Source organism: Paraburkholderia sp. CNPSo 3274, from assembly GCF_024206475.1.
In the GTDB taxonomy this organism is placed as follows: Bacteria; Pseudomonadota; Gammaproteobacteria; order Burkholderiales; family Burkholderiaceae; genus Paraburkholderia.
Map to the genome: position 1 here is coordinate 227,076 of NZ_JAMBPR010000012.1, position 20,131 is coordinate 247,206.

The following is a 20,131-nucleotide window of genomic DNA, read 5'->3' on the forward strand; positions in this document are numbered from 1 at the left end:
CAACTGCACACTATCGATCGACTGCATCTGTTGCCGAACTGCAACGACTGTCCGTCTATTCATGCCGCTTGCCGACTGCGGCGCTTCGCACCCTTCGCACGCGTGTATCGTCTGATGAAAATCCACGCGCGCCTTTGCGCAAACGCCTGATAAACCAGACTTAAGCGTGCCCACGCCCCTGAAACCGCGGTTCTTCAAGGCCCTGGCGGCCAATTCGAACCGAAAACACGCCGCCCGCATGAGGCTCACGTGCGAGGGCCTCCTCCTCCATTTCCTCGCGCGCGCTCGTAACAAACAACGTGTCCAGAAGCGCACCGCCGAGCGTAACGCAGCTTGGCTGCGCTGTGGGAATCTTTACGCGCTCGGTTTCGACGCCATCGGCGCCATAACGCACCACGCGCTCGCCGCCCCACTGCGCGTTCCAGAGGCCACCTTCTGCGTCGACGGTCGAGCCGTCCGGCACGCCGGTGTCGTCAGTGAGCGTGACGAATGTGCGCTGGTTTGCAATCGTCCCATCCGCGCCGTAGTCGCAGGCGCGAATCTCGCGCGTGAGCGTATCGCAGAAGTACATCGTCGAACCGTCCGGGCTGAACGCGATGCTGTTCGAGATCGCGGGCGCGGGCAGCGGCAGACGTTCGAGCGTGAGATCGTGGTTCAGGCGATAAAAACCGCCGATGGCTTGCCTCGGCGTTCCCTCATACTTCGTGCCGAACACGAAGCGGCCCTGGCGGTCGCAGCGTCCGTCGTTCAGGCGCGTCGGCACGCCGGGTTCGACTTCGACGATGGTTTCGATCGCGCCCGTCTCCAGGTCGAAGAACGCCAGTTGCGAGGCGAGGCCGAGGAGCAGCGTGCGCTCGTCTTCGCACAGCGCGAAGCATGCGAGACGCTCGGGCATCTCCCACGTGACGTGTTTGGCGCCTGACGCATTGGCGTCGTAGCGTTGCAAGCGTTTGCCCGAAATATCGACCCAATAGAGGCGGCCGCTGCGCGCGCACCACGTCGCGCCTTCGCCCAGCTCGCATTTCGAGTGGACGAGCAGCTCGGCCACCGCTTCGCTCGAAGCGCTTTCATTGGCGCTCATGCCCAGCCTCCGTCAACGACGATGTCCTGCGACGTGATCATGCGGCTGTCGTCGGCGGCAAGGAAGAGCGCCATGCGCGCGAGGTCTTCGGGCAGCAACTCCGCGTCGATGCACTGGCCGCGCTTGATGGCCTCGCGGCCTTCGTCGGTAAGCCACAGGCGGCGCTGCTTCTCGGTCATCACCCATCCCGGCACGAGCGAATTCACACGTATGCCGTACGCGCCGAGGTCTCTCGCGAGACCGCGCGTGAGACCCTGCACCGCCGACTTGCTCATCGTGTAGACCGGCATTTCCGACTGCTTGAGCATCCAACTGATCGAGCCCAGATTGATGATCGAGCCCGCGCGTGCAGCCTTCATGTCATCCGCCACGGCCTGCGCGGCGAAGAGCTGATGCCGCAAGTTCACGGCAACGCCAGCGTCGAACGACTCGGGTGTGACTTCGGCCAGCGTGTGGCGTTTGTCGTTGGCCGCGTTGTTCACGAGCACTTCAATCGGCCCGAGCGCGGCCTTCACATCGGCGATGGCGGCGCGCAGCGCTGAGATATCGGTGAGATCGACATCGGCGAAGAGCGGCTTGTGGTGCGAATCGCCGAGTTCGTCGGCGAGCGCCTGGCCCGCGCTCGCGTCGATGTCGAAGAACGCCACGCGCGCGCCCTGCGCGGCGAAATGCTCGACGAACGACGCGCCGATGCCGGTCGCGCCGCCCGTGATCAGCACCACGCGGTCGGCCAGGCTCGGGTAGCGCGCGTAGTTTTCGTGCGCGTGGCGCGCGACAGCGTTAGCGGGAGACGACATCGTGTTGGGCTCCTGATGAATCGCTCAATAGGGTTTTCAATCGCGTGCGCCGCGGTTCTTGAGCTGATCGAGCAGCACCGCCGCGAGCAGGATCGCGCCGCGCACGAGGTACTGGTAAAACGCGTCGATGTTGAGCAGGTTCATGACGTTCTCGACCGTGCCCATGATCAGCACGCCGATCACCACACCCGAGATCGTCGCGCGGCCGCCCAGCAGCGAGACGCCGCCCAGCACGCACGCCGAGATCACGTTCAGCTCGAAGCCTTCGGCCGCGTTCGGCTGGCCCGACGTGATACGCGAGGCGAGAATCACGCCCGCGAGCGCCGTGACCGCCCCCTGGATCAGGAAGATCCACACTCGCGTGCGCTCCACCTTGATACCCGCGAGACGCGAAGCTTCCGGATTGCCGCCGATGGCGAGCGTATTGCGCCCGTACACCGTCTGATTGAGCATCACGCCGAACACGATGAAGCACACGAGCGTGACCCAGATCGGCAGTTGCACGCCGAAGAGCGAGGCCGTACCCATGGCGATGAACGTGTCCGACGACACGCCAACGGCCTGGCCGTGCGAGACGATGAAGCCGAGGCCGCGGACAATTTCCATCGTGGCGAGCGTGGTGATCAGCGCGTTGATGCGCAGATACGCGATCACCGCACCGTTCACGAAGCCGATCGCCGCACCCGCCGCAACGGCCGCGACAATAGCGATGAACGTGTTGTTCGTCGCGTTGAGCACCATCGCACAGAGCACGCCCGCGAATGCGACGATCGAGCCAACGGAGAGGTCGAAGTCGCGCGAGGCGAGACAGAACATCATCGTGCAGGCCACCATGCCGATCTGCGAGACCGACAGTGCGAGGCCGAGCATGTTCTCGATCGAGAAGAAGTGATCGACGGTCAGCGACATCACGATGAACATGACCGCGAAGATCACGATCAGGCTGTATTCGGTGATCTGCTGCCACCACTTCTGCTTGTCAGTGGGACTCGGAATCAGCGCGTCGGCGACGCTCTTGGCGGCGCTGTTGGCAGACTCGGCCGCCAGGTTTTCTCTTGCTTGCATTTCAGTCACTCCTCCCCGTCCACTCATGCGGCCTTGGCCTGCGCGCGCTTGGGCAGCGCGAGGTCAAGCACCGCGTGTTCGCTCGCCGCGCTGCGCGGCAACTCGCCCGAAATACGGCCTTCACGCATCACCACGATGCGATCCGACACGCCGAGCACTTCCGGCAACTCCGACGACACCATCACGATCGCGCAGCCGCGCGCGGCGAGCTGGTAAATCACGTTGTAGATTTCATGCTTCGCACCGACGTCGATGCCGCGCGTCGGCTCGTCGAGAATCACGACCTTCAAGTCCGGTTCGGCAAGCCAGCGCGAAAGAATCGCTTTCTGCTGGTTGCCGCCCGAGAGAAAGCGGATTTTCTGGCGGCGGCTCGGCGTCTTGATCTTCAGCAGCTTGATGAAGCGGTCCGCCGTTTCCGCTTCCTTCTTGCGGTCGAGGAACATGCCCGCGCGCAGAAAGTGGCGACGGCAACTGATGTTGATATTCTCCGAAACCGTCGCCATCGCAACGATGCCCTGCTCCTTGCGGTCTTCCGGGCACAGCACGATGCCGTGGCGAATCGCGTCGCTTGCGCTCTTTACGCGAATGGTCTTGCCGTCCAGCTCGATCTCGCCCGCGCGCCGCTTGTGCGTACCGTAGATGAGCTGCATCAGCTCGCTGCGCCCGGCGCCCACGAGCCCGAAGAAACCGACGATCTCGCCTGCCTTCACCTCGAAGCTCGCCGCCTCGTTGAGCGGATGCCCTTCCACGCCGCGCACGGCGAAGCGCACGCCGGCGTGCTCGCGCGGCGAATAGTTGTAGATGTCGCTGATTTCGCGGCCCACCATTTCGGCCACGAGCGTTTCGCGCTTCACCTCTTCGAGCTTCTCGTGCGAGGCGACCTTGCGGCCGTCGCGGAAGATCGTGCAGGCATTGCACAGCTCATAGATCTCGTCCATGCGGTGCGAGATGTAGATCAGCGCTCGGTTGTCGGCGCGCAGCTCGCGCACGAGTTTGAAGAGCACTTCGGTCTCGCGGTGCGAGAGCGAGCTGGTCGGCTCGTCGAGCGCGATCACGCGCGCGTTGCGCAAGAGCGCCTTGCAGATTTCCACCATCTGGCGCTGCGCGATGGAGAGCTTGCGCAGTTTCGCGGCCGGATCGAGATCCACGCCCATCGCGGCAAGACGTTCGCGCACGAACTTGCGCGCCTCGCCGCGCTTCACCCAGCCGAGCGCATTGGGCAACGCGCCGAGCAGCAGGTTTTCCGCGACGGTCAGGTCGGGCACGTACTGCAATTCCTGGTGAATCACCGCGATGCCCGCGCCAATCGAGGCCGCCGCATCGGAGAAGTGCACCTCGTTGCCGTCCATCAGGATGCGGCCGGAATCGGGCTGATACTCGCCGCCGAGAATCTTGAGGAGCGTTGACTTGCCCGCCCCGTTCTCGCCCATGAGGCCATGCACTTCGCCTGCGTTCACCTCGAACGACACGCCGTCGAGCGCGCGCACGCCTGGGAACACCTTGCCGATATTGTCAAAACGCAGTGTCGCTGACACTTCGGTTTCCTCTCATTCGATACGCTGCGGGCGCGGCCTTCACGCCCTTCATACCCGTCGGCTTTGCGGGCCGCCCCGCAGCGGGAAACACCTCAAACAACTTCTATCGAGCGCTTACTTCGAAGCGAGACCCATCTGCTGACGCACGTTCTCCACGTTGTCGCGCGTGGCCAGCATGCCGGTCGTCAGCGTGAGCAGCGGCGGTTCCTTGCCTTGCGTGATCCACGTGTACATCAGGTCCGAGGTTTCCTCGCCGTGGCGCTTCGGGCTGATGATGACGGTGCCGTAGAAGCCCGTCGGCTGCGGCTTCTTGAACTCGTTGAGCGCCGAGTCCGAACCGCCGATGCCGATGCCGATCATGTTGTCGGCCTTGAAGCCGCGGCCTTCCGCTGCGCGCACGGCGCCGAGCACGGCTTCGTCGTTCAGACCGTAGGCCACCCAGTGCTTGTACTGCGGGTTCTTCGTGAGCGCGATGTTGGCGGCGTTGAAGGCGTTTTCCGTGTCCGTCTTGGCCTGCGCCGCGGCGATGATGTTCGCCTTCGGGAAGCCCGCGGCCACGAGCGCGTCGGTCGCGCCGCTCGTGCGGTCATGCGCCGTCGGCAACTGCTCGTAGGTCACGTCGATTGCGCCGACGTCCTTCATGTCCCAGCCGCGCTTCTTGATCTCGGCGGCAATGCCGTCACCCACCTGCTTGCCGATGTTGTACGCCGAGATGCCCATGTGCGGCACCGACTCGATCGGCTTGCCCGCGCCATCGACGAGGCGGTCGTCCACCGTCATCATCTTGAGGTTGTCGGCCTTGGCCTTGGCGACGATGCCCGGTCCGAGCTTCACGTCAGGCGTGCAGATGATGAAGCCCTGCGCCTTTTGTGCGGCCAGGTTGTCGATCGCGCTCATCACCTTCTCACCCGAGGGCGCGCCGATCTTCACCAGCGTGAAGCCCTTTTCCTTCGCGGCCGTTTCCGCGAACTTCCATTCGTCCTGGAACCACGGCTCTTCGGGCTGCTTCACGAGGAAGCCGATCTTCACCTGGTCGGCGGCCTGCGCGACGGGCGCTTGCGCGAACATGGCAGTGGCAGCTGCAGCCACCAGCGTCAGAAAGATGCGTCGTTGCATGTTGCTAGTCTCCTGTCTTCTTCAGTCACGGGAAGGGTATCGGCCGCCTCTTCTTTTACCCGCCGATGCGCGCGGCCAGCGCTTCGGCGGATTCCTGCGTATTCGTTGTAACCTCGTTTTCCTTCGTGCTGCGAATTACTTTTTAGAACGCTCTCATTCGTGATGGAGCGCCGTGCGGCCGCCATCTATCGTGATACAGCTTGCGTTGATGAACGGCGCTTCGTCCGAGGCGAGGAACACCGCCGTCATCGCGACTTCCTCCGGGCGGCCGATGCGTTTCATCGGCGGCAACTCGAGCGTGGCCTTGCGCGCCGCTTCCGGGTCGGGCTGCGCGTTCCACCAGTCGTGCGTGAGCTGCGTTTCGATGTAACCCGGCGCGATGGCGTTCACGCGCACGTTCTTCGGCGCGTACTCGATGCCGAGCGCACGCGTGAGCCCGATTACGCCGTGCTTCGCCACCGGGTACGGGAAGCAGCCCGGAATGATCTGGAATGCGTGCGTCGAAGCGATGTTGATGATGCTGCCCGCGCGGCGCTCCACCATGCCCGGCAGCACCGCGCGGCAGCCGTTCCACACGCCGTCCAGATCGACGGCGAAGCAGCGGCGCCAGTCGTCGTCGGTCATCGTGAGGGGGTCGGCGAACACGTTGATGCCGGCGTTGTTCACGAGCACGTCGACCGGGCCGAACGCGCGTTGCGCTTCTTCCACGGCGGCGCGCACCGAGGCGGGCTGCGTCACGTCGGTTTGCACGGCGAGCGTTTGCGCGCCTTCGCATGCGTTCGCAATCTCGCGCGCCGTCGCAACGGCCGTCGCGCCATCCAGCTCCGCGAGCACGACGGCCGCGCCCTCGGCCGCGAACGCGCGCGCGATCGCCGCGCCGATGCCGCGTCCTGCGCCGGTTACGAGCGCGACCTTGCCCGCGAGGCGATTCACTTTTGCGCTCCTTGCGTGCTCAGTTGCGTCACCCGCCAGCCTTCGATGAAGGCCAGCGCGTTCGCGCGCGTGGCCGCGGCGTCCTGGCCCGGCTTGTAGAGCGCGGACCCGAGGCCGAAGCCGCTCGCGCCCGCGGCCAGCTGCGGGCCCATGTTGTCCGGCTTCACGCCGCCCACGGGCAGCAGGGGCACGATCGGCGGAATCACGGCGCGCCAGGCCTTCGTCACGGCCGGGCCGAGCTGCTCGGCGGGGAACATCTTGAGCGCGTCGGCGCCGTGCTTGAGCGCCGCGAACGCTTCCGTCGGCGTGGCGACGCCGGGCACGCACGCGAGGCCCTGAAGCTTTGCGGCGAGGATCACGTCGGTGTCGGCGTGCGGCATCACGATCAGTTCGCCGCCCGCTTCCCGCACGTCGCGCACGCGCTCGGTGGTGAGTACGGTGCCCGCGCCGATCATGGCGTCGTCGGGCAGCGCCTGGCGCAATGCCGCGATGCTGTCGAGCGGCTGCGGCGAATTGAGCGGCACCTCGATGATCCGGAAGCCCGCTTCGTAAAGCGCGCGGCCATGCTCGGCGGCCTCGGCGGGCTTGATGCCGCGCACGATCGCGACCATGCTGCACGCGCCGAACGCGGCGACGAAGCCGGCGTGTGGCGTGTACGGGGCGGGCAGGTTCAGTTCGGGTTCCATGTCGGCTTCCTGTTGCTTGGCTTGTGTCTGGTTCGGTTCAGCGCGTTTGCAGCGGGTTCGCAGCGGGTTCGTTTCATCGGCACGCGTTTAGCGCGGCGCGACGAGCCCGGCCTGCACAGCGATGCGCCAAAGCCCGTGTTCGGTCGCCTGACGCACGAGATGCGCGTCGCTGCACCCGAATGTGGCAAGCGCCATGCGGTAACGCTCGCACAGCGCCTCGGCGCCGATCAGCTGCGGCGCGCAGCCAGCGAGCGCCACGTCGCGTCGCGCCAGCGCCGCTTCGAGGCCCGCCAGCTCGTGCCCGATCACGAGGCCCGAGAGATAGTCGGGCTGCTCGTCGGCGGCGAGCTGGGCCGTGAGGCCGAGCGTGCGCGTGCTGAACGCCGTGGCCAGCAGTCCGACGCAGCCCTGCTCGCGCGCCACGCCCACGCCGCGCAGGAACGCTGCGGTGTCGGGCTCGACGGGATGCTTCATCGTGCGGCCGAGGATCGTATGCGCGCACAGCGCCGCGTAGACCTCGCCCGTCATGAAGGTATAGAAGCGCGCGATGCGCTCGCCCTCCACCACTACCCATTTCGCGTGGGTGCCGGGCAGTCCGACGAGCGCCGTTTGCGGCTCAGACTCGTCGCCCGTTGCCCCAAGCGCGCCAAAAATTTGCGTTTCCTCGCCGCGCATCACGTTGGGCAGCGCACCCGGCTCCAGCACGCCCGGCACCACGGCGACTTCAGCGCCGCACGCGGCGCGCACGTGCACGATGCCGGCGACCAGCGCCTGGGCGCTCGCGGGCGTTTCGACATAAGGCGCCTGCACCCAGCCCTGGGCGCTGCCTACCATCCCCGCGGCCAGCACCGGCAGCGAGGGCGCTTGCGCGAGCCACACGCCACACGCTTCGTCGAAGGCGGCGTCGAAGCCGCCTTCTTCGGCAGGCACGGGGAGGTTCATGATCCCCGCCGTCGAAACCCGCGTGGCGAGCACCTTGCCCGCCGCATCGAACAGGTACGCACGCAACGAGGTCGTGCCCCAGTCGAGCGCGATGAGCGCGGCTTCGCGAGCGATCGCGCCGTCCCCGGCGTCGATGGCCGCGCCGCTTACAGGCTTCCCGCGCGCTTTCATCGACGAATCCTGCGCGTGGTGGGCTGCGGCGCACGCCAGCCGAGTTCCTGCGAAATCGCACGCGCCTCGCGCTGCACGACTGGAATCAGTTCGTCCATGCGCTCGAGCGGCATGTAGGGAATCGTGCTCGCCACCGAAAGCGCCGCCACGATCGCGCCAGAAGCGTCGCGCACGGGCGCCGCCACGCAGCGGATCGAAATTTCGTTCTCCTCCAGATCGAACGTGTACCCGCCCGCCGCGTAAGTCGCCATGCGCTTGAGGAAGGTATCGGGTTCGAGGCTGTGATCGGGACGAAAGCTCACGCCCGCGAGCGTGCGGCGCGACGCGTCGAACAGGTCGCGCCACGATTGCGGTGCGAGGTCGAGCATCATCGCCTTGCCGATGCCCGTGGACGCGAGCGGCATGCGGTGCCCCACGCGCGAGCGCATTTCGAGGCCCCGCTGGCCGGGAATCTTGTCGATATACAGCACGTCGTCGCCGTCGCGCACGCCGAGGTGGATCGTGTCGAGCGTTTCGTCGGCGAGCGCCTGCAGATGCGGGCGGGCAACGGCCGTGAGCGGCATCTGCTCGAGCGCGATGGTGCCGAGTTCGATGAGCTTCGGCCCGAGCAGGTAGCCGCCCTGCACCTGGCGCAGATAGCGCGCCTGCACGAGGCTCGAAACGAGGCGGTGCGTGGTGCTGCGCGTCGTGCCGAGCACCGCGCCGAACGAGCGCAGGTCGCGCACGCCGGCGGCCGCCGCTTCGAGGATCGCGAGGCCGCGCAGGAGCGTCTGGGTGCCGGCCTGCTGCATCGAGCCGTCGAGCAACGTACTCGCGAGGCCGATTTCATCGGCGGCGGGGCGGCCTTTCGGCTGCGCTTGAGCGGAGGTTGCCGCGGCGTTTTGCACGGGCGCGGCCTCGTCGGGAAGGTTCGCGGCGAGTGTGGAAGACATCGCTTTATTCATGGCGAGGGCGATGAAGGGAGACGATCGAAAGGCGCGTGCCGTCAGGCGGCGCGCGAACCGTGCTTCGGGAGACGGCCCGGCGCGCGGGCGGCCGGGGCTCGGACAGGTAGCGGCGGGCGGCGCGTGGCCGCGCAAAGCGCAGGCTGAAGCATGGCGAACGTCTCCTTTGCTGTCCGGTTCGCTCCGCGTCTTGCGCGTGCGCCGGATTTATCTGGGTCTGCCGACGGTGTTTGCCGCGTAGTGGCAGTCGCGGCTTGTCGGATGGACTGGATTGTAGGCAGGTTTTTTCGAGTTCTCCAATATGTGATTGGGTCGCTCATATATTGGGAAATTTGACCAACCATCCCGTATCGGCCGATCGGCTTAATGAGGGACGGAACCTGTTCTCGTCGAACTGCGCATCGCCGCCGCCCCTCGCGACGGCGGCACGCAAGAAAAAACGGCTGCCGGATAACTCCGGCAGCCGCTTCCTGTCACGCAACGAGCAACCGCGCTGCGCCCTTACTTCCCGGCCGGCGCCTTGTAAGCCACGCAGTCGACTTCGACCTTGCAGTCCACCACCATGCTCGACTGCACGCAAGCACGCGCCGGCGGATGCTCCCCGAAGTACTCGCGGAACACCTTGTTGAACGAGGTGAAGTCACGCGCGTCGTCGAGCCACACGCCGCAGCGCACCACGTGCTCCGCGCCATAGCCCGCTTCCTTCAGGATCGCGAAAAGATTCTGGATGGCCTTGTGCGACTGCTCGACGATACCGCCGCTGATCACCTCGCCGCCTTCCATCGGCGTTTGGCCGGAGACGTACAGCCAGCCGTCGGCTTCCACGGCACGCGCGAACGGCAGATGTTGTCCGCCCTGGCCCTTGCCGCCTTCCGCTCCAATTCGTTTCATCGTTTGCTCCTTTGAGATCGTGCGGCGCGCGCAGCTTTTTGGGCCACGTGCGCCGGGTGTCGAAATTCGATAGATAAAGCCTGCTTAAAAGGCATTCGCCGCCGCCTGCTCCTCGCGTTTGCCGCGCGCGACGAAGTGGCCCGCGCGCTCGCCCGTGGGTTGCCCGTCGCGGTACGAAAGCACGCCGTTCACCCACACCGCGTCGATGCCCTCTGCCACCTGCTGCGGCTTCTCGAAGGTCGCCGCGTCGCGCACGCGGGCGGGGTCGAACAGCACGAGGTCGGCGTGCCAGCCCACATGCACCTCGCCGCGCTGCGAAAGACCGAAGCGCCGCGCCGAAAGGCCTGTCATCTTGCGTACGGCTTCTTCGAGCGGCAGCAAGGCCGCGTCGCGCGCGTAGTGCCCGAGCACGCGCGGAAAGGCGCCCCACAGGCGCGGATGCGGCAGCGGATCGTTGGGCAGTCCATCCGAGCCGACCATGGTGGCCGGATGCGAAAGAATGCGGCGCACGTCGTCTTCGGACATGTTGTGGTACACGGCGCCCGCCGGCTGCAGACGCTTGCCTGCTTCCTGCTGCGAAACGCCCCACTCGGCCGCGATGTCCTTGATGAGCTTGCCCGCCTGCTCCGGGTGCGGCGTGGACCACGTAATCGTGATGTCGATGTCGCCCGTCACCTGCTTGAGATCCAGCGTCGAAGAGCTGCGGCTATACGGATAGCAGTCGCAACCGACCGGCTGATACTTGCGCGCGCTTTCGAGCGACGCGAGTACCTCCGTGCTGCGCCCCCAGTTGGAAGGGCCCGCGCACTTCAGATGCGAGATCACCACCGGCACGCGCGCATGCTGGCCGATGTGGTACGCCTCATTCATCGCTTCGAGGATCGCGTCGAACTCCGTGCGCATGTGCGTCGTGTAGAGCGCGCCGGCGGCGGCGAGCGGCTGGGCAAGCGAGGCAACCTCTTCGGTCGATGCCTCGAACGCCGAGCCGTACGCGAGGCCCGTGGAAAGGCCGAGCGCGCCGTGCGCGAGCGCGTCTTCGAGCTGCGCGCGCATCGCCGCGATCTCGTCGCCGGTGGCGGCGCGCTTCAGGTCGCTCATGTGATTGTTGCGCAGCGCCGTATGGCCGATCAGCGCGCCCACGTTCACGGCGGGCCGCGCCGCGTTTACCGCGTCGACGTATGCAGAGAAAGTCGGATAGCTGAACGCGTCGCGCTCGCCGAGCAGGTTCATCGGATCGGGGGGATCGCCCTTGAGCGTCACCGGCGACGCGCTGATCCCGCAGTTGCCGACCACCACGGTCGTCACGCCCTGGCTGATCTTCGGCAGCATCTGGGGGGCACGGATCACGTGCGTGTCGTCGTGCGTATGGACGTCGATGAAACCCGGCGCGAGCGCGCGCCCATTGGCCTCGATCACCTCTTCCGCAAGCCAGTTCGACAGGTTGCCGATCGCGACGATGTGTCCGTCGCGCAGCGCGACGTCGCGCTCGACGGGCGCCGCGCCGGTGCCGTCGTAAAGCATGGCGCCGACGATCAGCGTGTCGGCGGCTTCGGGGTGCGAATGCATACGCGTCTCCTCAGGATGGCTCTTAGTCACCGAGCGGCTGGCGTTCGCCGCCGCCGCGATGCGCGTCTAGCGTGTGCTTCATGCGGCGCAGCAACTCACGGCTTGCCTCGGGTTGCGCGAGCGCCAGCTCGGTCACGAGCACGTCGAGTGCCATCATCATCGCGTAACGCGACGACGATGGCTTGTAGATGAAATCGGTCTCGCTCGCGACGATCGGCACGAGCCAGTCGGCGAGCGCGGCGAGCGGCGAGGCCGGCGCGGTGAGCGCGACGAGCTTCGCGCCGTAGTCGCGCGCGATGCGACACGCATCGACGAGTTCGGGCACGCGCCCTGTTACGGAAAGCGCGACGACCACGTCTTCGGGCGAGAGCGTGCTCGCCACCATGCGCTGCAGCAAGCTGTCCTGGTACGAAGCCACCGGACGGCCAAGGCGCACCAGGCGAAAGCGCATTTCGTCGGCGAGCGCGCTCGAGCCGCCGCCCATGCCGAACACGTAGATCATGCGGGCCTGCGCCAACGTCGCGGCGGCTTGCACAAGCGGCGCCTGGCAGAGCAGTTCGTGGTTGCGCGCGAGCGCCGTGTGAATTTGGTCGTAGACGCGCGTGGCGAGCGGTTCGGCTTCGCCATTGGCGTCGGCGGCGCGCGGCTTGCCTTCACCTTCGGAGGCGCCCGCGCGGCCGCCGCGCAGGAAGCGATCGCCCACAGCGGCCGCCTGCGCGAGCCGCAGCTTGAGTTCGCGCACGTCGTGGCAGCCCACCGCCTTCGCGAAGCGCGTGACGGAGGCGACGCTCACGCCCGCACGCTGCGCCAGTTCGCCAATGCTCGCACGCGCGGCGCGGGCAAGATCGTCGAGAATTAGCGCGGCCACGTCGCGCTCGGCCGGACGCAGTTCGGGCACGCATTGCGCAATACGCGCGACGATGTCGAAGCGGGCCGGATCGGCGGCGGTGTTCATTGCAGGGAGTCTGTTAATAAATAACAATTCACGAAGCGATGTTACTTTGTGTACTATCTCCGAGTCAACGCCGGTTCGTCGGACTCCGGCGTAGCTGGGACGCATGAAGCATATGGAGCGAAGGGAAATGAAAGTTACAAACTATCAGAGTGCAACGATCGACCCGAACAGCAAGGGCCTTGGCAACGTACCGGGCGCGAGCGTGCCGCTCGGGGACGCTGGGCGCCTCGAATGGAATTTACTCGAAGAGGACGTGAGCCTGCCCGCTGCGGTGCTTTATGCCGACCGCGTCGAGCACAACCTCAAGTGGATGCAGGACTTCGTTACGCGCTATGGCGTGAAGCTCGCGCCGCACGGCAAGACGACGATGGCGCCGCAGCTCTTTCGCCGCCAGATCGAAACCGGCGCGTGGGGCATCACGCTCGCCACGGCGCACCAGACGCGCGCCGCCTACCGCGGCGGCATCTCGCGCGTGTTGATGGCGAACCAGCTCGTGGGCCGCCACAACATGGCGATCATCGCCGAGCTGCTCAGCGACGCGAGCTTCGAGTTCTTCTGCCTCGTCGATTCGGTGGAAGGCGTAGAGCACCTGGGCGAGTTCTTCCGCGCGTCGGGCCGCACGCTGCAGGTGCTGCTCGAACTGGGCGTGCCGCGCGGCCGCACAGGCGTGCGCGACACCGACACGCGCAATGCCGTGCTCGCGGCGATCGCGCGCTATCCCGACTCGCTCAAGCTAGCGGGCGTGGAGATCTACGAGGGCATCCTCAAGGAAGAAAGCGAAGTGCGCACCTTCCTGCGCGACGCACTGAACGTCACCCAGGAACTGGTCGCCGCTGGCCGCTTCGCGCGCACGCCTGCGCTGCTTTCGGGCGCGGGCTCAGCCTGGTACGACATCGTCGCGGAAGAGTTCGCGCCGGCCACCCAGGCGGGCACGATCGACGTGGTGCTGCGCCCCGGCTGCTACGTGACGCACGACGTGGGCGTCTACAAGCAAGCTCAGTCGCAGATCCTCACGCGCAACCCCGTGGCGCGCGAGATGGGCGTGGCGCTCCTGCCCGCGCTGCAGCTCTGGGCCTACGTGCAGTCGATTCCGGAGCCTGGCCGCGCCATCATCGGCTTCGGCAAGCGCGACGCCGCGTTCGACGCGGGCTTTCCGGAGCCGTCGCGCCACTATCGCCCTGCGAACGGCGGCGCGCCGCGCGAAGTGGCGACAAGCGAAGGCTGGGAAGTGTTCCAGATGATGGATCAGCACGCCTACTTGAAAATTCCGGCGGGCGCGGACCTCAAGGTCGGCGACATGATCGCGTTCGACATCTCGCACCCCTGCCTCACGTTCGACAAGTGGCGTCAGGTGCTGATGGTCGATGCGAAATATCGCGTGACGGAAGTGATCGAGACGTTCTTCTGAGCGCGGCGTACATCGGCGCAGGCTTAGCCCGCTTCGGGCTCGGCCACCTTAGCCCGAGCGAGCGCAGCCGCCGCCGTGGCCGCCTCGCCGATGCGCGCCTCCATCATCCCCAACGCGCCCGATAGCGCCGCGAGCGCGTCGTCGGGCAGCGACATCGTCACGTTCAGGAACGCGTTGCGGCGCGGCAGGCCCTCTTCGATCACGGCGCGGCCGGTGTCGGACAGTGTCACGTTGGTGATGCGGTTGTCGCGCTCGTCGGCGCGGCGCGCGATCCAGCCGAGCGCCTCCAGCGCCTTCAATTGCCGAGTGAGGGCGCCCGGGTCCACGCGCAGCCGCTCGACGAGCCGCTTTTGCGAGGACTCGCCGTCCTGCTCGTACAGCGCGAGCAGAATGCGCCAGCGCGGCAGCGGATGCCCGACCTGCGCCTCGAACGCCGACATGAATGCCCGGTAGGTCCGTCCAAACTGCTGCACGATGGCAATGCGATCCTGAATTTCCATGCTTTGTTTTCCTGCCGGCTTCATTGCGGCGCGTTTGCGGGCTTCAGTGCCGGTATCCGCTACGGGCGGAAGGTCTCAATCCGCGTGAATCACGGGCTCCACCTTGCGCTGCAGCTTGACCGGCGGCACGCGCCGGGTTTGCCAGACCGACACCACCGCGATCGCCGCCGCCACGGCAATGCCCAGGTGAATCGCGCCCACGAGCGCCTCGCGCGCGGCTTCGAGCAGCGGCGCGCCATTATGCCCGGCGTGCGCGAGATCGGCGATCAGCGAAGCCTGCGCGTCCCGGTTGATGAGGATCTGCGGGTCGGCAAGTTGCGGCAGCCAGTGCGTGGCGTGATCGGCGTCCAGCGCACGTTGCACGCCGCTCGAGTAAAGCTGCGTGACCATCGTGCCGGTGAGCGCCGTGCCGATCATGCCGCCGATCATCCGCAGCGACTGCAGCAGCGCCGTGGCGATGCCCAGATGCTCGCGCCCCGCGGTCTGCTGCGCGAACACGGTGAGGTTCGGCATGACGAAGCCAAGGCCGATACCAGCCACGATCATGACCGCCATGAGCAGGCCGCGCGGCGTGCTGCGCGTAGCGAGCGCCACTGCGAAGCAGGCAACCGCGAGCATCGCGAAGCCGATGTAGAGCATCAGGTTCGGATTGCGGATGCGCGAGACGATGCGCCCGTTCGCGATACTGCCGATCGTAATGAACACCACGAGCGGCGTGATGACGACGCCCGCTTCCTTCGGCGTCATGCCGAAGCCGCCCTGGAACAGGAGCGGCGCGTAGAACAGCAGCGAAAACATCGTGAAGCCGCCCAGCACGGCGAGCGTGAAAAGCGCATTCAGACTCGCGTTGCGGAACATGTCGACGGGCAGGATGGCCTGCGGGCAGCGCCGCTCCCATTGCCAGAGCACCCAGCCGGCCGCCAGCGCGAGGGCGAGCAGGCCGATGGCCGAAGCGCTGAGACCGTGTCCCGGCAGACGCTCCACGAAAAGCTGCAGGCTGCCGAGCGCGACCGCAATGAGGAGCGCGCCTGGCCAGTCGAGCCGCATGCGCGCCTCGTGCGCGACGTGGCGCAGATGCGGCAGATACTTCCAGACGAAAAACAGCGAAAGCAGGCCGACGGGCAGATTCACGTAAAACACGGAACGCCAGCCGTAGTACTGCGTGAGAAAGCCGCCGAGCGACGGCCCGATCGCGTTGGCGATACCGAATGCGGAACTCATGAGCACCTGCCAGCGCAGGCGCACGACGGAATCGGGGAAGAGATCGGGAATGCAGGCGAACGCCGTGCCGACCAGCATGCCGCCGCCGATGCCTTGCAGCCCGCGCGCGATCACGAGGAACAGCATGCTGTTGGCCGCTCCGCACAGCACGGAAGCGGCGGTGAAAACGACGATCGACGCGATCACGAACGGCTTGCGCCCGTAATAGTCGCCGAGCCGCCCGAAAATGGGGACGGTGATGACCGAAGTGAGCAGATAGGACGTGGCGACCCACGCGTAAAGCTCGAAGCCGCGCAGTTCGGAGACGATGGTCGGCAGCGCGGTGCCCACGACGGTCTGGTCGAGCGCGACGAGCATCGTCACGAACGAGACGCCGAGCATCGCGAGCAGCGACTCCCGGAACGGCAGAACCTGCCCGCTCGAATGTTGGGCAGCGGTATGAACGGCCATTTTTTGATCCAGCAACGATTGACGCGTCAAGGATTGATCATCATAGCACGGCGCGATCCACTACACTGGGGCGTCGAACGGCGGCGACGCCCCGCCGTCGTTGCTGAAAATCCGGGAGCGCAATGGAACCCACAACCGAACCCCCAGCCGCAGATCCGGCCCGCGCGGTCGCCGCCGCGGCCTTCACCGAGACCGATCTCGAAGCGCTGCGGCGCGCCAAACATCAGCTCGAAACGCCGCCGCTCGGCATGAAGCTCGCTGCGATCGTGGGGGCGCCGGTGGAAAAGTTGATCGCGCGGCTACCCGGCGTCGCGAACGACAAGGTGACCGACGCGACACAAACCGCGCTGCGCAAGTGTCTGCAGCTCGCACTGAAGACGCTCGGCAAGCAAGGCGCCCTCTCCACGGCCGAACCGCGCGCGAGCACAAAGCCGAGCAACTTGCTGCACAAGTTCGCGGTGGCGACCACGGGCGCGGCGGGCGGCGCGTTCGGCCTTTTCGCGCTGCCGGTCGAGTTGCCCGTGACGACCACGCTGATGTTTCGCTCGATTTGCGACATCGCGCGCAGCGAAGGCGAGAATCTGGCCAGCACCGATACGCAGTTGCAATGTCTGACCGTGTTCGGCATGGGCGGCCGCTCGGCCGCCGACGACGAAGCCGACTTCGGCTATTTCATCGTGCGCGGCGCGCTCGCGAAGGCGGTATCGACGGCGTCGTCGGAAATGGCGACGAAGGGCTTCGCCGCACACGGCTCAACCGCGCTCCTCAAGCTCATGCAGACCGTGGCCGCGCGCTTCTCCGTGCAGGTGAGCGAGCAGGTCGCGGCAAAATCGATACCGGCCATCGGCGCGGTGCTCGGCGCCATGGTCAACACCGTGTTCATCGACCATTTCCAGCAAGTGGCGCATGGGCACTTCACCGTGCGCCGGCTCGAGCGCCGCTATGGCGAAGCCGCCGTGCACGCCGCCTATGACGCGATCGACGTCTCGCTCGATTGAGGCGGCTGCGGTTTCTCGTCGCCGCGTGCCGGCGCAGGGGTCACGCGGCGTACGAAGCTCGCGGCGACGTCGAGCGTGCGGCGGGCTTCAGGCATGAAAGGCGCATAGATCGGCCAGATATGCGGCATGCCGTTGGCAATCTCGCACTCCACCGACACGCCGGCGGCGTGCGCGCGCTCGGCTACGCGGCGCGTGTCGTCGAGCAGCGTTTCGGAGCTTCCCACGAAGAGACTCAGCGGCGGCAAGCCGCGAAAGTCGGCATAAAGCGGCGACACGTAGGGATCGGTCGCACTTGCCGAGCCGAGGTAAAACGGCGCGATGCGCGCGAATACCTCGCCGCTGAACATGGGATCGCGCCCGTCGTTCTCGCGTATCGAAGAGCCGGTCGCCGCAAGATCGGTCCAGGGTGAAAAGAGCACGGCGCCAGCGGGGAGCGGATCGCCTGCGTCGCGCAGGGCGACGAGCGTCGCAAGCGCAAGCCCGCCGCCCGCCGAATCGCCGCCAATTACGATCGAGCCGGGCCGCGTTCCTTTTGCCAGCAATTGGCGATACGCGGCCAATGCGTCCTCGAGCGCGGCGGGAAAAGGATGTTCGGGCGCGAGGCGATAGTCGAGCGAGAAAACGTCGGCGCCAGCGCGCTTGCCTAGACCAAACGAAATCGCGCGCTGCGAGCGCGGCGAACAGAAGTAGTAGCCGCCGCCATGCAGATAAAGGAGCGTGCGCTGCGCGGGCGAGCGCTCGCGGATGAGCCACTCGCCGCGCATCGGGACATCGGAGGCATCGTACTGTTCGCGCAAGCGCCAGCCGCTCGGCACGCCCGGCGTCCAGATGCGCCTCGCCGTCAGCATGCGCACGCGTGCGACGTTGATCGACTTGCGCGTTTGCGGCAGAAAAGTGCGGCGCAAGAACCTGCAGATCAGCCTGCTTTGCCAGCTCATCGGCTCAGCCCTCCGCAGCACTCAATCTGGGCTCAACTAGCACTCAGCGGCGGTCAATCGATATCGTCCCGCAATCAGACTTCGATTGCGGGAACGCGCGGCGCGCGCAGTACGGCGAGTGAGGCGAACGATCGAGCGCCGGTCAATTGGCGGGCAGCACCTGGCCGCGAATCTCGCCTGACGGGTTCTGCGCCGTATGAATGTTGAAATACCACTGGCCACCCATCAGCTGGGTGACCTGCTGCTCGTTGAGCGTGGCGTGGCCCTTGATCGGACTCGCCAGTTCGCCCTTCGGAATCGGTACCTGCACGTCAGCGTTCTGCCCCACGGGCGCCGGGCCGTGGAAGTGCGCGGCGGCTGCCGGGCCGGAGAGGCCTTCGTAGGTGATCGTCCAGTTCAGCGCTTTCGTGGACGTGTCGAAGGTGGCGTTGAGCATGCCGTGGCCCTGGCTCACGCGCGGCGGGACTTCGCTGGACGGTTCGAGATCGGCTTTCAGCGCGACGGTATCGGCATACGCGGCGCCGGACGCGAGCACACACAGAGCGAGAGCGAGCTGCAGCGGACGAAGCAAATTCATGGAATTTCTCCTGTTTTTGTGGCGCGCTGCACCAGAAGGCGCAAAACCGCGCCCCCACATGCTAGAGCAAATCCGCTGGGCGCGTCCGCTGCGCCGATGTCGGCCCAACGTAAGCTGCGTGCAATAAAAAAGGCGCCGCACGCGGCGCCGTTCAACCCAAGTAGTACCTTCTTGCCATCTTGCGCTAGAGCCCCTGGTTCCTGGTCGACGAGACACCGTCGTCCGACGTGTAGCCAACTCGCGTCGAGCACCGAGCCGTCCGCGTTCGTGTGGGTGTACATCGCGCCGATGCCGAGAGCCGGCGTGAGGTTGTAGCGTGCATTGGCTTCGATGTTTGGCATAGCGAAGTTTATGGGCACCGCCTTTTGACGGACCGCCCGACCCGTTATCCAGGCAAAAACCTTTTCGAATTAATCGAATGCCCCGGCGGCAACACGCGCAGCGCGTCGCTTACCGAGGCAGGAGCCGCCTAATCGCGCCGGCGTACGCTGCGACCAATTCGGTGATGCTGCGCCAGGCCGCGATCGCGGGTATGGGCATCACGATCCTGCCAGCGAAAGGTGGTCACGGATCTCGCGACCGGCCAGCTCGTGCGCGTGCTCGCCGGGTGGGAGATTCGCGACGCAGACAAGGCGCTCTCACTCGTCTACCCCGGCCGCAGCCACGTTCCGGCAAAAACACGCTCGTTCGTGGATTTCACCGTCGACTGGTTTCGCCGGCACGACACCGCAGCAGCAAGCGCGATTACCAGCACTTCCTGTAATAGTTAATTGATCGAAATTATCTCGATTTCTCGTCGCACGGCGACTAAGCTACGAACTGCGAGAAGTGACTCTTCATCGAAGGGTCTCCAAGCTTGAACGCGGCTTCGGCCGCGTTTTTTTTCGCCCGTTTTTTGCCCTCTATTCCCCTGCGCCCGTCAATTTCGTGATGTACATCATTCACGCGAGCAGCGCGGCCTGCTGCTCGATTCCGACAAGCATCGCCTGGCAAGTGCGGATGAGCGCATAGCCCTCCTCACGCAGTTGCCCGGCAGTGTGACTGTTCATGTGACTGCGAAACGTCTCGAGTTCGGCGAGCAGCGCAGGGTATTGCAGCACGCCCACCGCACCGACAAGCCGGTGATGCCATTCGCGCAAGCGCGCGACATCGGCTTGTTCAAGGATCGGCGGCAAGGCGTCCAGGTCGTCGCGCATCGCCGAAACGAATAAGCCGAGCAACGTCTTCACGGTCGCCTCCCCGCCCCAAACCTGGATCATATGCGCGCGATCCAGCGGCTCGAACGTCCGTACGTTTGCAGGCCTCTCCGCGAGCTTTGCGCAGGAACCGCCGCGCCCCGCGCAAGCCGACTCCGCCC

Annotated in this window: 21 protein-coding genes; 3 read left to right on the forward strand and 18 right to left on the reverse strand. The window is 66.0% G+C overall.

Annotated features, from left to right (window positions below):
• Window positions 1-160: 160 nt before the first annotated feature.
• The 12 genes from M3I54_RS11085 to M3I54_RS11140 form a co-directional block, all read right to left on the reverse strand.
• Window positions 161-1,081, reverse strand: coding sequence for an SMP-30/gluconolactonase/LRE family protein (locus M3I54_RS11085; protein ID WP_254335718.1), 921 nt, complete (start codon window positions 1,079-1,081; stop codon window positions 161-163).
• The gene (locus M3I54_RS11090; protein ID WP_254335719.1) at window positions 1,078-1,878 is read right to left on the reverse strand and encodes an SDR family NAD(P)-dependent oxidoreductase; all 801 of its coding nucleotides are present in this window, start codon (window positions 1,876-1,878) and stop codon (window positions 1,078-1,080) included. Before M3I54_RS11090 ends, M3I54_RS11085 begins: the two co-directional genes overlap by 4 nt.
• A gap of 36 nt (window positions 1,879-1,914) precedes the next feature.
• Window positions 1,915-2,943: an L-arabinose ABC transporter permease AraH gene (gene araH / locus M3I54_RS11095; protein WP_254335720.1), complete on the reverse strand. Its 1,029-nt coding sequence runs from the start codon at window positions 2,941-2,943 to the stop codon at window positions 1,915-1,917.
• Between the two features lie 23 nt (window positions 2,944-2,966).
• Window positions 2,967-4,478 carry an L-arabinose ABC transporter ATP-binding protein AraG gene (gene araG / locus M3I54_RS11100; RefSeq protein WP_254335723.1) on the reverse strand — a complete coding sequence of 504 codons (1,512 nt, stop codon included), beginning with the start codon at window positions 4,476-4,478 and terminating at the stop codon, window positions 2,967-2,969.
• A 114-nt stretch (window positions 4,479-4,592) separates the two neighbouring features.
• On the reverse strand, window positions 4,593-5,594 hold the full coding sequence (locus M3I54_RS11105; RefSeq protein ID WP_254335725.1) for an arabinose ABC transporter substrate-binding protein: 1,002 nt from the start codon (window positions 5,592-5,594) through the stop codon (window positions 4,593-4,595).
• 153 nt (window positions 5,595-5,747) lie between these two features.
• Window positions 5,748-6,527 carry an SDR family oxidoreductase gene (locus tag M3I54_RS11110; RefSeq protein ID WP_254335727.1) on the reverse strand — a complete coding sequence of 260 codons (780 nt, stop codon included), beginning with the start codon at window positions 6,525-6,527 and terminating at the stop codon, window positions 5,748-5,750.
• Window positions 6,524-7,213 (reverse strand): 2-dehydro-3-deoxy-6-phosphogalactonate aldolase, encoded by a 690-nt coding sequence (locus M3I54_RS11115; protein WP_254335729.1) that lies wholly within the window; start codon window positions 7,211-7,213, stop codon window positions 6,524-6,526. Before M3I54_RS11115 ends, M3I54_RS11110 begins: the two co-directional genes overlap by 4 nt.
• A gap of 87 nt (window positions 7,214-7,300) precedes the next feature.
• Window positions 7,301-8,326 (reverse strand): 2-dehydro-3-deoxygalactonokinase, encoded by a 1,026-nt coding sequence (locus tag M3I54_RS11120; protein ID WP_254335731.1) that lies wholly within the window; start codon window positions 8,324-8,326, stop codon window positions 7,301-7,303.
• Window positions 8,323-9,270 (reverse strand): IclR family transcriptional regulator, encoded by a 948-nt coding sequence (locus M3I54_RS11125; protein WP_254335733.1) that lies wholly within the window; start codon window positions 9,268-9,270, stop codon window positions 8,323-8,325. Before M3I54_RS11125 ends, M3I54_RS11120 begins: the two co-directional genes overlap by 4 nt.
• A gap of 501 nt (window positions 9,271-9,771) precedes the next feature.
• Entirely contained in the window at window positions 9,772-10,161 is a 390-nt protein-coding gene (locus M3I54_RS11130; protein WP_069269146.1) for a RidA family protein, read from the reverse strand.
• Between the two features lie 84 nt (window positions 10,162-10,245).
• A complete protein-coding gene (locus tag M3I54_RS11135) occupies window positions 10,246-11,727 on the reverse strand; it encodes an amidohydrolase family protein (RefSeq protein ID WP_254335735.1) in 1,482 nt (493 codons plus the stop codon).
• A 22-nt stretch (window positions 11,728-11,749) separates the two neighbouring features.
• Window positions 11,750-12,682 (reverse strand): MurR/RpiR family transcriptional regulator, encoded by a 933-nt coding sequence (locus M3I54_RS11140; RefSeq protein ID WP_254335737.1) that lies wholly within the window; start codon window positions 12,680-12,682, stop codon window positions 11,750-11,752.
• Window positions 12,683-12,809: 127 nt separating this feature from the next.
• On the opposite strand from M3I54_RS11140, the gene M3I54_RS11145 reads away from it, so the two are divergent.
• A complete protein-coding gene (locus M3I54_RS11145) occupies window positions 12,810-14,090 on the forward strand; it encodes an amino acid deaminase (RefSeq protein WP_254335739.1) in 1,281 nt (426 codons plus the stop codon).
• A 23-nt stretch (window positions 14,091-14,113) separates the two neighbouring features.
• Here M3I54_RS11145 and M3I54_RS11150 read toward each other — a convergent pair whose 3' ends face one another.
• Both M3I54_RS11150 and M3I54_RS11155 read right to left on the reverse strand, forming a co-directional pair.
• A complete protein-coding gene (locus tag M3I54_RS11150) occupies window positions 14,114-14,590 on the reverse strand; it encodes a MarR family winged helix-turn-helix transcriptional regulator (RefSeq protein WP_254335741.1) in 477 nt (158 codons plus the stop codon).
• Between the two features lie 75 nt (window positions 14,591-14,665).
• On the reverse strand, window positions 14,666-16,261 hold the full coding sequence (locus M3I54_RS11155) for an MDR family MFS transporter (RefSeq protein ID WP_254335743.1): 1,596 nt from the start codon (window positions 16,259-16,261) through the stop codon (window positions 14,666-14,668).
• 122 nt (window positions 16,262-16,383) lie between these two features.
• On the opposite strand from M3I54_RS11155, the gene M3I54_RS11160 reads away from it, so the two are divergent.
• Window positions 16,384-17,259, forward strand: a complete 876-nt coding sequence (locus M3I54_RS11160) for an EcsC family protein (RefSeq protein WP_254335745.1) — start codon at window positions 16,384-16,386, stop codon at window positions 17,257-17,259.
• Here the strand turns inward: M3I54_RS11160 and M3I54_RS11165 are convergent.
• From M3I54_RS11165 to M3I54_RS11175, 3 genes are all read right to left on the reverse strand, one after another.
• Complete coding sequence (locus tag M3I54_RS11165; RefSeq protein WP_254335747.1) at window positions 17,229-18,197, reverse strand: alpha/beta hydrolase; 969 nt, start codon at window positions 18,195-18,197, stop codon at window positions 17,229-17,231. The two genes, M3I54_RS11160 and M3I54_RS11165, sit on opposite strands and share 31 nt — an antisense overlap.
• 142 nt (window positions 18,198-18,339) lie before the next feature.
• Window positions 18,340-18,774 (reverse strand): CHRD domain-containing protein, encoded by a 435-nt coding sequence (locus tag M3I54_RS11170; RefSeq protein WP_254335749.1) that lies wholly within the window; start codon window positions 18,772-18,774, stop codon window positions 18,340-18,342.
• A complete protein-coding gene (locus tag M3I54_RS11175) occupies window positions 18,771-19,115 on the reverse strand; it encodes a hypothetical protein (protein WP_254335751.1) in 345 nt (114 codons plus the stop codon). Before M3I54_RS11175 ends, M3I54_RS11170 begins: the two co-directional genes overlap by 4 nt.
• 219 nt (window positions 19,116-19,334) lie before the next feature.
• Between M3I54_RS11175 and M3I54_RS11180 the strand changes: the two genes are divergently transcribed.
• On the forward strand, window positions 19,335-19,544 hold the full coding sequence (locus tag M3I54_RS11180; protein WP_254335752.1) for a hypothetical protein: 210 nt from the start codon (window positions 19,335-19,337) through the stop codon (window positions 19,542-19,544).
• A 171-nt stretch (window positions 19,545-19,715) separates the two neighbouring features.
• Here the strand turns inward: M3I54_RS11180 and M3I54_RS11185 are convergent.
• Window positions 19,716-20,131: hypothetical protein (locus M3I54_RS11185; RefSeq protein ID WP_254335754.1), on the reverse strand; the 416-nt coding region annotated here is incomplete at its 5' end.

Bases quoted from the DNA above. Each gene is read 5' to 3' on its own strand.
- M3I54_RS11085 (WP_254335718.1), bottom strand. From the start codon at position 1,081: ATGAGCGCCAATGAAAGCGCTTCGAGCGAAGCGGTGGCCGAGCTGCTC.
- M3I54_RS11090 (WP_254335719.1), bottom strand. From the start codon at position 1,878: ATGTCGTCTCCCGCTAACGCTGTCGCGCGCCACGCGCACGAAAACTAC.
- araH (WP_254335720.1), bottom strand. From the start codon at position 2,943: ATGCAAGCAAGAGAAAACCTGGCGGCCGAGTCTGCCAACAGCGCCGCC.
- M3I54_RS11105 (WP_254335725.1), bottom strand. From the start codon at position 5,594: ATGCAACGACGCATCTTTCTGACGCTGGTGGCTGCAGCTGCCACTGCC.
- M3I54_RS11115 (WP_254335729.1), bottom strand. From the start codon at position 7,213: ATGGAACCCGAACTGAACCTGCCCGCCCCGTACACGCCACACGCCGGC.
- M3I54_RS11120 (WP_254335731.1), bottom strand. From the start codon at position 8,326: ATGAAAGCGCGCGGGAAGCCTGTAAGCGGCGCGGCCATCGACGCCGGG.
- M3I54_RS11125 (WP_254335733.1), bottom strand. From the start codon at position 9,270: ATGAATAAAGCGATGTCTTCCACACTCGCCGCGAACCTTCCCGACGAG.
- M3I54_RS11130 (WP_069269146.1), bottom strand. From the start codon at position 10,161: ATGAAACGAATTGGAGCGGAAGGCGGCAAGGGCCAGGGCGGACAACAT.
- M3I54_RS11135 (WP_254335735.1), bottom strand. From the start codon at position 11,727: ATGCATTCGCACCCCGAAGCCGCCGACACGCTGATCGTCGGCGCCATG.
- M3I54_RS11140 (WP_254335737.1), bottom strand. From the start codon at position 12,682: ATGAACACCGCCGCCGATCCGGCCCGCTTCGACATCGTCGCGCGTATT.
- M3I54_RS11145 (WP_254335739.1), top strand. From the start codon at position 12,810: ATGAAAGTTACAAACTATCAGAGTGCAACGATCGACCCGAACAGCAAG.
- M3I54_RS11150 (WP_254335741.1), bottom strand. From the start codon at position 14,590: ATGGAAATTCAGGATCGCATTGCCATCGTGCAGCAGTTTGGACGGACC.
- M3I54_RS11155 (WP_254335743.1), bottom strand. From the start codon at position 16,261: ATGGCCGTTCATACCGCTGCCCAACATTCGAGCGGGCAGGTTCTGCCG.
- M3I54_RS11160 (WP_254335745.1), top strand. From the start codon at position 16,384: ATGGAACCCACAACCGAACCCCCAGCCGCAGATCCGGCCCGCGCGGTC.
- M3I54_RS11165 (WP_254335747.1), bottom strand. From the start codon at position 18,197: ATGAGCTGGCAAAGCAGGCTGATCTGCAGGTTCTTGCGCCGCACTTTT.
- M3I54_RS11170 (WP_254335749.1), bottom strand. From the start codon at position 18,774: ATGAATTTGCTTCGTCCGCTGCAGCTCGCTCTCGCTCTGTGTGTGCTC.
- M3I54_RS11175 (WP_254335751.1), bottom strand. From the start codon at position 19,115: ATGCCAAACATCGAAGCCAATGCACGCTACAACCTCACGCCGGCTCTC.